Below are 13,190 nucleotides of genomic sequence, written 5' to 3' on the forward strand. Positions count from 1 at the left end.
AAGCGAAACGTGCTTCAGGCAAGACGCCCCGCCGGGCAGCCTTCTCCTCGCTGGCGAAGCCGCGCCCTATGCAGTCTCCGCTTCCCACCCGATGGCGCGGCGCAGGAAGGCGGCGCCGAGAGCGGCGAAATTCGCGATCTCCGCATTGTCCTTGCCGTAGCCATGGCCGCCCGCGGCGGGCTCATAGAACAAGGCGGAGTAGCCCAGGGCCTGCAGCTTGGCCGCCATCTTGCGGGCATGGCCCGGATGCACCCGGTCATCCCGGCGCGTGGTCGCGAGGAGGATGGGTGGGTAGCGCCGGCCGGGCTCGGCCAGATGGTAGGCCGAGATATGCTGGAGGAAGGCCCAGTCCTCCGGCTTGTCGGGATCACCGTATTCCGCGATCCAGCTCGCGCCCGCCAGCAGCTTGGAATAGCGGCGCATGTCGATCAGCGGGATCGTGCAGAACAACCCGCCGAAGCGCTCGGGGTAGCGGGTGAGCATGTTGGCGATCAGCAGGCCGCCATTCGAGCCGCCCTCGGCCGCGATGCGCTCAGGCTGGGTGACGCCGCGCCTTACTAAATCGGCCGCCACCGCCGCGAAGTCGTCATGGGAAAGCTGCTTGCGCTCGCGCCGCCCGGCCTCGTGCCAGCGAGTGCCGAACTCCCCGCCGCCGCGGATGTTCGCAACCACGGTGGTGCCACCCTTTTCCAGCCACAGCTTGCCCATCAGCCCCTGGTAATGAGGCAGGCGCGAGACGCGGAAGCCGCCATAGCCGGAGAGATGCACGGGCGCATCGCCGGTTTCCCCGACCGGTCCCGTCTGGACATAGGGGATGCGCTCTCCATCCACCGAGACGGCCTCGTGCCGGGTGACGACAAGGCCGTTCGCGTCGAAGATCGGGGAGGACCGGCGAAGCAGCGCGGGCGTGGCGAGTGCCGTATCGGTCAGCATCAGGCTGGCCGGCGTGATCGGATCCTCCACCTGGGCGAGAAGGGAGCCGTCGGATTCCTCAGCCTCGGAATCCAGGGGCCAGAGATGCGCCACGCCGGTCTGGGGCAGGTCCAGATGCGCGGCGATCCAGTCGCCCTTGCCCGGGGTGAGGATGGTGAAGTCCGGCCGCAGTTCATCAAGGACCGAGATCACCAGCCGGCCCTTGCACCAGAAGAAACCCTGGAGCGCACGGCGCTCGCCCGGCGTGAAAAGAGGCCGGAAGCGGCGGTCGCCATCCAGGAAGGCGTCCAGCCCAATGCCCAACAGGGTGTCGGGCGGATGGGTGGTTCCCTCAATCGTCCAGGGGCTCCGCGGCCGAACGGCGAGCCAGCCGCGCTGCCAACGATATTCCATGTCAGTGGGCAGCCCGATGCGCCGCTGCGGGCCGGTGCGGTCGCCGACATGCACCTCGGTATCGTAGAAGCCGATCTGGTCGACGAAGATCAGCCTCCCCGGCGCCTCGCGCTCCACGCTGCCCCAGGCGCCCATATGAGCCTCGTCGCATTCGAAGATCACGGAAGCCTGCGCGGGATCGGTGCCGCGGGACCAGAGCCGGACCGTGCGGGCATAGCCTGAGCGCGTGGCCATGCCCTGCCCGAAGGCGGAGGAGAGCAGCAGCGTGTCCTGGTCCAGCCAGTCCACGCCGCCCTTTGCCTCAGGCAGGACGAAGCCGCCCTCCACGAAGCGAAGCTGGCTCAGGTCGAATTCGCGCAGTACCACCGCATCCCCGCCACCGCGGGAGAGGCGCAGCATGGCGCGGTCATGCGTGCCGGGCAGGGTCGTGGCACCCTGCCAGACCCAGTCCTCCCCCTCCTCCCTCGCCAGCGTATCGAGGTCGAGCAGGGTGTTCCAGGCGGGCTCTGGGCCGCGATAGCTGTCGAGGGTGGTGCGCCGCCAGATGCCGCGCGGATGGGCCGCATCCTGCCAGTAATTATAGACCCAGGCGCCGCGCCGGGTGATGTGGGGCAGCTTGTCCGGCCGGTCCAGCGCCGCGCGCACCGCGTCCCGGTCGGCCGCGAAGCGCGCATCGGCGAGGCGCCCCAGCGTGACCGCGTTCTGTTCCGCAACCCAGGCCAGGGCCCTCTCCCCCTCCACCTCTTCCAGCCAGAGCCAGGGATCGTCGTCGGGGGCGGCCAGGCTGGGACGGGAATCGAGGGAGGTGCTCATGCTCCCTCATATAGGCGCCGCTCCCGTGGTGGCAGGTAGAACCGTCCTTCGGCCAGCAGGCCCCCTGAACCAATGCAACCCGTAACCCTCGCCCGCCTTCCTCGTTGAGACCGCGCAATGCCGAGGACACTTTCATGCCCCTACCCCGCCTGAAACCCGTCTCGGAGCAGGTGATCGTCATCACCGGCGCGACCTCCGGTATTGGCCTCGCCACCGCGCGAATGGCCGCCGAGAAGGGGGCCGCGGTGGTCCTGGTCGCCCGCAACGAGGATGCGCTGAACGCCCTGGCGGCTGAGATCCGCGGCAAGGGCGGCCGCGCCGAGCCGGTGGTCGCCGATGTCGCGGATATGGCGCAGGTCGAGAGGATCAGCGAGGTCGCGATCCAGACCTTCGGTGGCTTCGATTCCTGGTGCAACAACGCCGCCGCGGCCATGTATGGCGAGTTGGAGGGCACACCGCTGGAGGACCAGCGGCGGCTCTTCGACGTGAACTACTGGGGTGTTGTGCACGGCACGCTGGTTGCCGCCCGCCACCTGAAGGGCAAGGGCGGCGCGATCATCAATACGGGCAGCGTGCTGTCGGATCGTGCCATCGCGCTGCAGGGCCCCTATTCCGCCGCCAAATTCGCGGTAAAGGCCATTACCGACAGCTTCCGGATGGAGTTCGAGGCCGAGGGCTACCCGATCAGCCTCACGCTGATCCGCCCCGCCGCGATCGATACACCCTATCCCGAGCATGCCCGCAACCTGTTGGGTACGCCGGGTCTCAGGCTTCCACCGCCGAACTACCACCCTCGCGTGGTGGCGCGCGCGATCCTCTACGCCTGCGAAACGCGGGTGCGCGACCTGGTGGTAGGCGGCGGCGGCTGGGCGATCTCTGCCATAGGGCGTTACGCCCCCCGGCTGACGGACCTGATCATGGAAAAGATCGCCCGTCCCCTTCAGACGACGAACGAGCCCCCGCCGCCCGGGCGCAATGACAATCTTTACGAGCCGAGGGAAGACATGTCGGAAACCTCAAACCTCTCCGGCCCGCCGCCGCGCAAGACCTCCTTCCTGCTGGAGGCGCAGATGAACCCGCTGGGGCCGGCCGGGCTGATGGTTGGTGCCGCGGCGCTGCTCGCGGGCGCGGCCTTTGGCATGTACACGATGCGCCGCCCCAAGCCCGTGCAGGAGAAGCTGGCGGATCGCGCCTGGCGGATCGGCCAGAGCGTGGCGCGCGATGCCGGCCATGGCATCGGCTCGCTGGGCCACGAGGCCAGTCGCATCGCTCATCGCGCGCTGGATTATGCCGAGCGCGCCGAGCGCCAGGCACGCCCGCATCTGAAGCGCGCCCGTAAACAGGCTGACCGCTTCGCCGATCGCGCGAGCCGCTACGCCTCCTCCTACTATGACGACGCGCGCGAGCGCGGATCGGATCTTTATGAGGGCGCGCGCCACCGTGGCCGCTCCTTCTACCGCGATGCGCGCAAGCAGGGCTCGGATGCCTATGATGATGCGCATGATCGGGGCTGGAACCTGTTCAAGCGGGCGCGCTCGGAAGGCGAGGACGCGTATGAGGATGCGCGTGATCGTGGCTGGAACCTGTTCAAGCGGGCACGCTCCGAGGGCGCGGACGCGTATGAGGATGCGCGTGATCGTGGCTGGAGCCTGTTTGGCCGCGCGCGCGACCGGGGCGAGGATTACTATGACGATGCACGCGACCGCGGTTGGCACCTGTTCGGCCGGGCACGTCATCGTGGCGAGGAGTATTACGATACGGCGCGCAAGCGCGGTTCGGAGGCGTATGACGATACGCGCGACCGCGGCTGGCACCTGTTCGGCCGTGCGCGGGAAGAAGTGGACAGGCGCACCCGGGAGGCCTCCCGGCAGGGCGACGGCCTGCTGGACCGCATCAACGCGGCGCTGAAGGCCCGGCTGTAAAAGGCAGCGCGCCGTTGCGAACGGCGCGCGCCAAACCCGAGCAAGAAGATAAGGGGGTCAGGGAGAATTCCTTCTCCCTGGCCGCTTTTACTTCTGCTCCTGTGCCTCGAGATGCGCCTTGAAGAAGGAGGTCGGCGTCACGAAGCGGTTCTCCATGTTCTGCAGCAGGCCCAGCTCGGCCACTTTAGCGAGATAGGCCTGGAAGCCCGGATCGGCAGCCATGGCGGCGCGGCGCTGCTCGCGGTCGGCCTGGCTGTCATAGGCCCAGAGGTGGACAACGCGGTTCAGCGGCCCCTCAACCGTCGTGTACCAGCCGAGGCAGCGGCCGAGATACTTCTTCTGAATCTCCCAGGCAATGGTCTCGTAGATCTTCACGAACTCGGCCATCCGGTTGGGCTGGCAGGTGTAGATCCGCATATCCACGATCATCGCCGTCTCCTTGGTTCCGCGTCCCAGGCCCGGTTGAGGCAGGTTCTCCGGCCAAGGCAGCGCGGGACCGTTACTGGGGCAACAGAATTGGTCTTATCCGCCACGGATGCTGCCCGTGAAGGGGGCATGCCCGAGGCCCTGGGAGGTGGCGCGTGGCAGACCCGGAACAGCGATCCGGGAAAACAGGCGGAAGCCTGGGGAAATCCTGATCCCGGCCTTTCCTTTCGTCGGGCTCAGGCCAAGCTCAGGCGGGCATGATGTCGCGCGAATGGCTAAGACGATCGGAGGCGGGGCGCGCACGGCCCCAAGCAGGGCGATGCGGACCGCCATTTCGGGCGGCGTTGAGCGCGGGCATGGCCGCCCATGCCCTTCTGACCATTCTCGCCGGCGTGGCGGTGGCGCGTGAGCCTGCCTTGCCCCCGTCGGTTCTCCCCGGCCTTGGAACCAGCGATCCGCGGCGCATTGTGGATAGCGACGCCTTGCCCTGGTCCGCCCTGGGGCGTGTGCAGACCGAACTCGGCAGCCGCTGCACGGGCACGCTGATCGGGCCGCGAACCGTGCTGACGGCGGCGCATTGCCTCGTCGCGCCACGCTCCGGACGGTTGGTACAGCCGGGTTCTACGCATTTCCTCCTGGGCTATCGGCAAGGGGTCTGGAAGGCGCAGGCGCGGGCAACCGCTTTCCTGGTCGGGCCGGGCTTCGACGCGCGGACACGATCACCGGCGGGCGCAGACTGGGCCCTTCTGACTCTCGCTTCCCCGATCGACGCAGCCGGAACGGCGCTCCCGCTCCTGCGCGGCGTGCCGGCGCCCGCCATGCCGCTCCTGCTCGGCGGTTATCAGCAGGATCGTCCCGAGCTGCTGATGGCGGATGACGATTGCCGCAGCCTCGGCCTGGTGAAGGATGAGGAGCATGTGATGCTCCGTCACGACTGCGCCGCCACGCGCGGCGCGAGCGGGGGCCCATTGCTGACCCGGGGGCCCGATGGAGGCTGGGCTGTGGCCGGTGTTGCCGTAGCGGCCGCGCGGCAGCAGGCATTGGGCCTGGCCGTTCCGAGCATGGTCTTGCAGCGCGCGCGGGAGCAGCAAAGGGAATAGCGTTGGCACCGGGCCTATGAGGCGGCCCCTGCGTACCACATCAGGTCAAGTGAGCGCTTCTCGCCCATGAGGCGCGGCCAGATCCTGGATAGGCCCAAGAGGAACAATGCCCGTCGGGTTGATGTTCAGGTGGCTCTCGTAATAGTGGCGCTTGATGTGCTCGAAATTGCAGGTTTCACCGAAGCCGGCGGACTGGAACAGGTCACGCAGATAAGGAAACAGCGCGGGATAGTCCGCGATCCGGCGCAGGTTGCATTTGAAGTGACCCTGATAGACCGCGTCAAAGCGCACCAGCGTCGTGAAGAGGCGGATATCAGCCTCGGTCAGCCGGCGGCCGAGCAAGTAGCGCTGCGATGACAGCCGCTGGTCGAGGCTGCCCAGCATGCCGAAGAGCGGACGCACCGCATCCTCATAGGCCTGCTGCTTCGTGGCGAATCCGGCCTTGTACACGCCGTTGTTCACCGTGTCGTAGATGCTGGCATTGATCGCATCGATCTCCGGCCGCAGCTCCTCCGGATAATGGTCGCCGGGGCTGGCGCCCACGCCATCGAAGGCGCGGTCCAGCATGCGGATGATCTCAGCGGACTCGTTGTTCACGATCGTTCCGCGCTGCTTGTCCCACAGCACGGGCACTGTGACGCGGCCAGTGTAATGCGGGTCCGCCGCCGTGTAGACCTGGTGCAGGAGGCGGGCGCCAGTCACCGTGTCCGGCAGCACGCCGGGGCCATCCTCGAAGGTCCAGCCTTCCGGTCCCATGTGCCAGTGCACGACTGAAAGGCTGATTGCATCTTCCAGTCCCTTGCGCGCGCGCATGATAAGCGCGCGATGCGCCCAGGGGCAGGCCAGGGAGACATAGAGGTGATAGCGGCCGGGCTCCGCTGGAAAGCCTCCCTCACCCGTCGGGCCGGGAGCGCCGTCGGGCGTGATCCAGTTCCGGAAGGCGCTCTCCTTGCGGACGAAGCGGCCATCAGTCGCCTTGGTGTCGTACCATTGGTCCTGCCATTGGCCGTTGACGAGCAGTCCCATCTTGCTCTCCGCGATGCCTGCGTTGAACGCCGCTGTATAGCGCGCGTTCCCGTCTCAGCCTGCCCGGTAGGCGGAGAGAATGGCCTGGCCTTCGGTCCCGGCGCGCTGGGCCCAAGCCGCCACCACGGGCGCCGCCGCGGCGGTAAGGGCCCTGCGGAGCGCGACACCGCTGGCCAGGGCCACGCCATTGTTGCGCATCCGGTCCTCATTCTCCAACGAACGCGTGACAATGGCGTGGAACTGCCGCGCCTCGGTTTCGCGGCCCGCCTCGGCGACTGCCTCCTGCACCGCCTTGGGCAGTGATCTGAGGGAGGCGGTGTTGCAGAAGGCCAAGCTGAGCGGCGAGGCATAATCAAGCGCGGTGAAGTTCGGCAGGATTTCCCAAAGCCTCGCCCCCGCCCCACCATCGCCGGAGGAGAGGACGGCATCCATCTCGCCGCTTCGCAGCCGCGGCAGCGCATCAGCGAAGGAAATCTGCACGGGCGCGGCGCCGGCATTGCGCATCACGGCAGTGCTGGCGGCATCATAGGTCCGCACCTTCAACCCGCGCAGAGCCTCGGGCTCCCGGACGGGATTGCGGGACCAGAGGCCGGTGGCGGGCCAGGGTGTTGAGTAAAGAAGAGTGACGCCGCGCGATTCGAGCGCCGCTGAATAAGCAGGGCGGGCCACCCGGAGCAGACGGGCCGTATCCTTGCCCGAGGCCGTGAGAAAAGGCAGGGCGGAGAGTTGGAAGATCGCGGCCTCTCCAGCCAGGGCGCCGGTGAAGGCATCCGCGGCCTCCACGCGGCCGTCCGAGGCGGCGCGGATCATCGCGGCGGAGCGCAGGCCGTCGGGCGCGTCGAAAACGGGGCGGACATTCAGGGCGCCGGCGCTGAGCCGGGTCGCGGCCTCGGCAAAATGGGCGATCCCCTCTCCGGGCATCGCGGTGGCGGGATATTCGGTGACGATCCGCCATTCCGGCCCGACCGCGAAGGCGTGGCGGGTCAGCAGGCCGGAGGGTAGAACAGCGGACAGGGCGCGGCGTGTTGGCATTGCAGGTGTCTCCAACCGGCGGACACCCGCAGTATCCGGCCAGCTTGGGCCCTGCCGCAATATTTGGCCTGTCCGGGGCATGGCGGTCCGCCCGCCATGCCCCATGGTCTCAGGCCGCCTTGGCGCCGGTGAGCACGCCGCGGCGGAGCTGGTCCTCCTCGATCGATTCGAAGAGGGCGCGGAAATTGCCCTCGCCGAAGCCGTCATCACCTTTGCGCTCAATGAACTCGAAGAAGACGGGGCCAATGACATTGGCCGAGAAGATCTGGAGCAGGAGCCGCGCCTTGCGGTCCTCCACCACGCCCTCGCCATCGATAAGCAGGCCGTTCTTCTTGAGGCGGGCGACATCCTCGCCGTGGCCGGGCAGGCGCGCATCGACCTTGCCGTAATAGGTATCGGGCGGGGCGGGCATGAAGTTCAGCCCGGCCTCACGCAGGCCTTCGATCGTGCCGTAGATGTCGTCGCAACCGCAGGCGATGTGCTGGATGCCCTCGCCCTTGTACTCGCGCAGGTATTCCTCGATCTGGCTCTCGTCATCCGCGCTCTCGTTCAGTGGGATGCGGATACGGCCGTCCGGGCTGGTCAGGGCGCGGGAGAAGAGGCCCGTATACTCGCCCTTGATGTCGAAGTAGCGGATCTGCCGGAAGTTGAAGATCTTATTGTAGAACTCGTACCAGACATCCATCCGGCCGCGGTGCACATTGTGGGTCAGGTGGTCGATGTAATAGAGGCCCGCGCCCACCGGCCAGGGCTCGCGCTCGCCCAGCCATTCGAACTCGGTGTCATAGGCCGACCGACCCTCGCCATACTGGTCGATGAAGTAGAGCAGGCTTCCGCCGATGCCCTTAATGGCCGGCAGGTCCATGGTCTTGCCCCCGGTGGCCGGCTCCGCGCCATTCCTCACCGCATGGTCAAAGGCGTGCTGCGCGTCCACGACGCGGAAGGCCATGGAGGGCACGCAGGGACCATGGGCGGCCGCGAATTCCATGGCGTGGGAGCTGGGCTCCTCGGTCAGGAGATAGTTGATGTCGCCCTGGCGATAGAGGGTGCTCTTTTTCCGGCGGTGCTTCGCGACGGCCTTGAAGCCCATCTGCCGGAAAAGAGCGTGAAGCTTCTCGGGCTCCGGGCTGGCATATTCGACGAAGCCGAAGCCGTCCGTGCCGGCGGGGTTATCATCGCTGATCACCGCGCGCGGGGCATCGTGGGGGAAGGGGCCCATAGAAGTCTCCTCGATCCGTTGTCCTCCCGACGAGTCTAGGCCTCCTGCCCCGCAAGGAGCGTGCAAAGCACTTCCCAAAAGCCGGTTGGACGCACGAGATGCGCGTGGCAATCTCTTTTCATGCACGAAAGCGTCACTCTGGACAGTATCGACCTCCGCCTGCTCGCCGCATTGCAGGAGGACGGGCGGCTCACCAATCAGCAGGCGGGGGAGCGGGTGGGGCTTTCCCCTTCCCAATGCTCCCGCCGGAGGGCGGCGCTGGAGGCGTCCGGGCTGATCCGGGGATACCATGCGGAGCTGGCGGCAGAGCCGCTGGGGTTGCGGCTGCTGGTTTTCGTGCAGGTCACCCTGGCCACCCACAGCCGTGACAATGCCCAGCGCTTCCGGGAACTGGTTGCCCGGATCGACGAGGTGCAGGAGGCCTATGCCATGACGGGAGATGCCGACTACCTGCTCAAGGCGGTGGTGCCGGACCTGAAGGACCTTTCGGCCCTCGTGAATGACGTTCTGCTGCCGCATGAGAGCGTGGCCCGCGTGCGCTCCTCCATCGTGCTGGAACGGCTGAAGGAATCGAAGCGCCTGCCGCTGCGGGCGGCACAGCGCGGACTGAGCGGCTAGACATCAACCCGGTCGCAACCGCCTGTCTGTCATTGATCCTTCACATCAGCGTCACGCGACGGTCAGCGGTCCGGCCTATGCCGCGCTCCCATGCTGATCATCGAAGGCTTGACCCGTCGCTACGGCGACCGCATCGCGGTGGACGATGTCTGCCTGGAGGTGCCGCGCGGCAGCTTCGTGGGCGTCATCGGCCGTTCCGGCGCGGGCAAATCCACCCTGCTGCGCATGGTGAACCGCCTGGCCGATCCGAGTGCCGGCCGGATCCTGTGGGATGGCCGGGACGTGACGGCGCTGCGGGGCCGTGGCCTCCGGGACTGGCGCGCACGTTGCGCCATGGTGTTCCAGCAGTTCAACCTGTCGGGCCGCCTGGATGTGCTGACCAATGTGCTGGTCGGGCGGCTGAACCACCTGCCGACGCATCGCGCCCTGCTCCGGCTCTGGCCCGAGGAGGATCGGGCGATGGCGCTTACGGCGCTGGAGCGCTTCGATATCGCCGATCTGGCGGCGCAGCGGGCCGAGCACCTTTCCGGCGGGCAGCAGCAGCGCGTGGCAATCGCCCGCGCCCTGGTCCAGGAGCCCGACATCATCCTGGCGGATGAGCCGATCGCCTCGCTGGACCCCCGCAACACGCGGGTGGTCATGGACGCGCTGGCGCGGATCAACCGCGACTTCGGGATCACCGTGCTGTGCAACCTGCACGCGCTCGACATCGCGCGCGCCTATTGCGACCGGCTGGTCGGCCTTTCCGCGGGCCGTCTGGTCTTCGACGGGCCGCCGGACGCGCTGGACGAGGACGCGGCGCGCAAGCTCTACGGGCTGGAGGCGGATGAGGTGCTGGACGCGGCGCCCGCTGCCCGTCCGGCGGCTCCTTCCGCCAGCCCCTTCGTCATCAGCGCCTGAAGGCCGGACGCTCCCTCCGGTCCGCTGAATTTTGAAAGAGGTTCCCATGCTTCTGCAACGCCGCATCCTGCTCGGCGCCACGGCGGCCGGCCTGGCCATGCCGGGCGTGCTCCGTGCCCAGACCCAGTCCTGGACCCGCCAGTATCCCGAGCTGATCTTCGCCATCATTCCGGCCGAGAACGCCTCGGGCGTTACCGAGCGCTATGGCCCCTTCATCGAATACCTGTCCCGCCGGCTGGGCACGAAGGTTACGCTGCGCATCGCCAATGACTATGCGGCCGTCATCGAGGGCCAGCGCGCGGGCAACATCCACATCGCCTCCTACGGCCCCTCCTCCTTCGCGCGTGCGCTGATGACGGGCTCGCAGATCACGGCCTTCGCCATCGAGACGAACCTGGACGGCAGCAAGGGCTACCACTCCGTCTTCTATGTGAAGGCGAATAGCCCCTATCAGAAGGTTGAGGATCTGAAGGGCAAGAATCTGGGCCTGGTGGATCCCAACTCCACCTCCGGCAACAACGTACCGCGTTTCGCCCTGAACAAGATGGGCATCAAGCCGGAAGAGTTCTTCAACCGCGTCGTCTACACCGGCAGCCATGAGAATGCGGTGATCGCCCTCAACCAGGGCACCGTCGACATGTGCGCCAACTGGTGGAATGACGAGCAGGAGAGCAATCTTCTGCGCATGGACCGCAAGGGCATGGTCAAGGCCTCGGACTTCCGTATCGTCTTCAAGTCCGACCAGATCGTGAATTCGCCCATGGCCTATCTGAACGCGCTGCCGGATGACCTGAAGGCCGCGATCCGCTCCGCGGTGCTGGAAGTGGCCACCGCCGACAAGAAAGCCTTCGACGCGATCTATGAGGGCAAGCAGGGTCCGCTGGTCGCCGTGGACAACAGCGCCTACGAGCCGATCATCCAGTTGAACCGCTTCGTGGACGGGCTCCGCCGCCGCGGCTGAGGCTAACCCGTCACGTTGGAACGCCGCTCCGGCCCCCTCGCTGGAGCGGCGTCTCCGTTTTCAGGAGCCTATCTCTTGGCCACCGCCCTCACCCGTCTGCCGGATGACCGGCTTTCCGAGCTGCTGGATGGCTACCGCGCCGCCGGGCGCGGTTCGCGCCGGCGTGCGCTGATCCTGGCTATTACCATCGCCGCCCTGGCCCTTCTCGCCGGCCATGTGGCCGAAGTGGACCTGCCGCGCCTGTGGCAGCATATCGGGACCTTCTTCGGCTATTTCGATCGCATCACCACGCTGGAAACCGGCACCGGCCGAGTCTGGACCGATCCGGCCGAGTGGTTCTGGGGCTGGCGCAAATGGGGGCTTCTGCTCGCTGACACGCTGCTGATCGCCTATGTCGGCACGGCGCTCGGCGCGCTTGGCGGCTTCCTGCTCTCCTTCTGTGCCGCGGCCAATCTCGTGCGGAACCGCTGGTGGCGGGGCGCCGCGCGGCGCGTCCTGGAATTCTGCCGGACAGTGCCGGACATCGTCTTCGCGCTGATCTTCGTCATCGCCTTCGGCCTGGGCCCGGTGCCGGGCGTGCTGGCGATCGCGATCCACAGCATGGGGGCGCTCGGCAAACTCTTCTCCGAGGTGGTGGAGAATATTGACATGAGGCCGGTGGAGGGCGCGGTGGCCTCCGGTGCCTCCTGGCCGGGCATGGTGCGGTTCGCGGCACTGCCTCAGGTGCTGCCGAATTTCGTCAGCTACGCGCTGCTGCGCTTCGAGGTGAATGTGCGCCAAGCCTCCGTGCTCGGCTTTGTGGGCGCCGGCGGCATCGGGCAGGACCTGATCGAGGCGATCCGAAAGTTCTACTACAATGATATCGCGGCTCTTCTCCTGCTCGTCATCTTCACCGTCATGCTGATCGATCTGGGGACGGAGCGCCTGCGCCACCGGCTGATCGGCGCGCTGGAGTCCCGCGCATGAGCCGCCCCGTTACCCTGCGCGGCGCCGCCATGGCCGAAATGGCCGGAATCACTGCCCGCCATCCGCATGCCTTCCGCGCCCTGCCACCCGAGCGGCTCCGGGCGATCATGCTGTCCCTGGGTGCGACGGCGCTGCTGGTTTTCGGCTTCTGGCGCCTTGGCTTCGAGCCGATTCGGCTGATCGATGGCTTCGGGCAGCTCATCAATTTCCTCGGCCTGATGCTGCCGCCCGATCCCGGCACCTGGTCCCGCACCCTGCTCATCCTGCGCGGCCTGGCGGAGACCTTGGCTATCGCCTTCCTCGGCACGCTCTGCGCCGCCATTCTCGCATTTCCGCTCGGCTTCCTCGCCGCGCGCAACACCTCCATCAACCGCGTCGTCCATTTCTTCTCTCGCCGCCTGCTGGACGGGGTGCGCGGGATCGACGCGCTGATCTGGGCGTTGATCTGGGTGAGCGTCGTTGGGCTAGGCCCCTTCGCCGGGGTGCTGGCGATCCTGACCAGCGATGTCGGCACCTTCGGCAAGCTCTTCTCCGAGGCGATCGAGGCAGCGGACCGCAAGCCAGTGGAGGGCATCGCTGCCTCGGGCGGTGGAAAGCTCGCCGGGATCCGCTTCGGCGTGCTGCCCGCCGTGCTGCCGGTGATGGCGGGCCATCTGCTCTACATGTTCGAGTCCAACACACGCTCCTCCACCATCATCGGCATCGTCGGGGCCGGTGGGATCGGGCTGATGCTGTCGGAGATGATCCGAACTCTTGAATGGAATGTCGTCTCCTTCATCGTGCTGCTGATCCTGGTGACAGTGGCCGTGATTGACACGATCTCGGGGCGGCTGCGCGCGGCACTGGCCGGGTCGCGGGGACGCTGACGCAACCGACAGCAA

Annotated in this window: 12 protein-coding genes; 7 read left to right on the forward strand and 5 right to left on the reverse strand. The window is 67.2% G+C overall.

Going from position 1 to position 13,190, the window contains the following annotated elements:
- Nucleotides 1-66: 66 nt before the first annotated feature.
- Complete coding sequence (locus tag ACO1BU_RS09005) at nucleotides 67-2,139, reverse strand: prolyl oligopeptidase family serine peptidase (protein ID WP_424135594.1); 2,073 nt, start codon at nucleotides 2,137-2,139, stop codon at nucleotides 67-69.
- 134 nt (nucleotides 2,140-2,273) lie between these two features.
- Here ACO1BU_RS09005 and ACO1BU_RS09010 point away from each other — a divergent pair, with 134 nt between their 5' ends.
- On the forward strand, nucleotides 2,274-4,061 hold the full coding sequence (locus ACO1BU_RS09010) for an SDR family oxidoreductase (RefSeq protein ID WP_424135595.1): 1,788 nt from the start codon (nucleotides 2,274-2,276) through the stop codon (nucleotides 4,059-4,061).
- 87 nt (nucleotides 4,062-4,148) lie between these two features.
- On the opposite strand, the gene ACO1BU_RS09015 is transcribed toward ACO1BU_RS09010, so the two are convergent.
- Complete coding sequence (locus ACO1BU_RS09015; RefSeq protein ID WP_424135596.1) at nucleotides 4,149-4,490, reverse strand: NIPSNAP family protein; 342 nt, start codon at nucleotides 4,488-4,490, stop codon at nucleotides 4,149-4,151.
- Between the two features lie 353 nt (nucleotides 4,491-4,843).
- Between ACO1BU_RS09015 and ACO1BU_RS09020 the strand changes: the two genes are divergently transcribed.
- Nucleotides 4,844-5,587 carry a trypsin-like serine peptidase gene (locus tag ACO1BU_RS09020; protein ID WP_424135597.1) on the forward strand — a complete coding sequence of 248 codons (744 nt, stop codon included), beginning with the start codon at nucleotides 4,844-4,846 and terminating at the stop codon, nucleotides 5,585-5,587.
- Nucleotides 5,588-5,632: 45 nt separating this feature from the next.
- On the opposite strand, the gene ACO1BU_RS09025 is transcribed toward ACO1BU_RS09020, so the two are convergent.
- The 3 genes from ACO1BU_RS09025 to hppD form a co-directional block, all read right to left on the reverse strand.
- Nucleotides 5,633-6,613, reverse strand: coding sequence for a glutathione S-transferase family protein (locus ACO1BU_RS09025; protein ID WP_424135598.1), 981 nt, complete (start codon nucleotides 6,611-6,613; stop codon nucleotides 5,633-5,635).
- A gap of 54 nt (nucleotides 6,614-6,667) precedes the next feature.
- A complete protein-coding gene (locus ACO1BU_RS09030) occupies nucleotides 6,668-7,645 on the reverse strand; it encodes a TRAP transporter substrate-binding protein (protein ID WP_424135599.1) in 978 nt (325 codons plus the stop codon).
- Nucleotides 7,646-7,754: 109 nt separating this feature from the next.
- Nucleotides 7,755-8,864, reverse strand: coding sequence for a 4-hydroxyphenylpyruvate dioxygenase (hppD, locus tag ACO1BU_RS09035; RefSeq protein ID WP_424135600.1), 1,110 nt, complete (start codon nucleotides 8,862-8,864; stop codon nucleotides 7,755-7,757).
- A 120-nt stretch (nucleotides 8,865-8,984) separates the two neighbouring features.
- Between hppD and ACO1BU_RS09040 the strand changes: the two genes are divergently transcribed.
- From ACO1BU_RS09040 to phnE (ACO1BU_RS09060), 5 genes are all read left to right on the forward strand, one after another.
- Nucleotides 8,985-9,482 carry an Lrp/AsnC family transcriptional regulator gene (locus tag ACO1BU_RS09040; RefSeq protein ID WP_424135601.1) on the forward strand — a complete coding sequence of 166 codons (498 nt, stop codon included), beginning with the start codon at nucleotides 8,985-8,987 and terminating at the stop codon, nucleotides 9,480-9,482.
- A gap of 90 nt (nucleotides 9,483-9,572) precedes the next feature.
- Nucleotides 9,573-10,382 carry a phosphonate ABC transporter ATP-binding protein gene (gene phnC / locus ACO1BU_RS09045; RefSeq protein WP_424135602.1) on the forward strand — a complete coding sequence of 270 codons (810 nt, stop codon included), beginning with the start codon at nucleotides 9,573-9,575 and terminating at the stop codon, nucleotides 10,380-10,382.
- Nucleotides 10,383-10,428: 46 nt separating this feature from the next.
- Nucleotides 10,429-11,343 (forward strand): phosphonate ABC transporter substrate-binding protein, encoded by a 915-nt coding sequence (gene phnD / locus ACO1BU_RS09050; protein WP_424135603.1) that lies wholly within the window; start codon nucleotides 10,429-10,431, stop codon nucleotides 11,341-11,343.
- Between the two features lie 75 nt (nucleotides 11,344-11,418).
- Nucleotides 11,419-12,309, forward strand: a complete 891-nt coding sequence (phnE, locus tag ACO1BU_RS09055) for a phosphonate ABC transporter, permease protein PhnE (RefSeq protein ID WP_424135604.1) — start codon at nucleotides 11,419-11,421, stop codon at nucleotides 12,307-12,309.
- On the forward strand, nucleotides 12,306-13,175 hold the full coding sequence (gene phnE, locus ACO1BU_RS09060; protein ID WP_424135605.1) for a phosphonate ABC transporter, permease protein PhnE: 870 nt from the start codon (nucleotides 12,306-12,308) through the stop codon (nucleotides 13,173-13,175). The genes phnE (ACO1BU_RS09055) and phnE (ACO1BU_RS09060) overlap by 4 nt, the downstream gene beginning before the upstream one ends.
- Nucleotides 13,176-13,190 lie beyond the last annotated feature (15 nt).

It is taken from the genome of Roseomonas chloroacetimidivorans (assembly GCF_049629625.1).
GTDB lineage: Bacteria > Pseudomonadota > Alphaproteobacteria > Acetobacterales > Acetobacteraceae > Roseomonas > Roseomonas chloroacetimidivorans.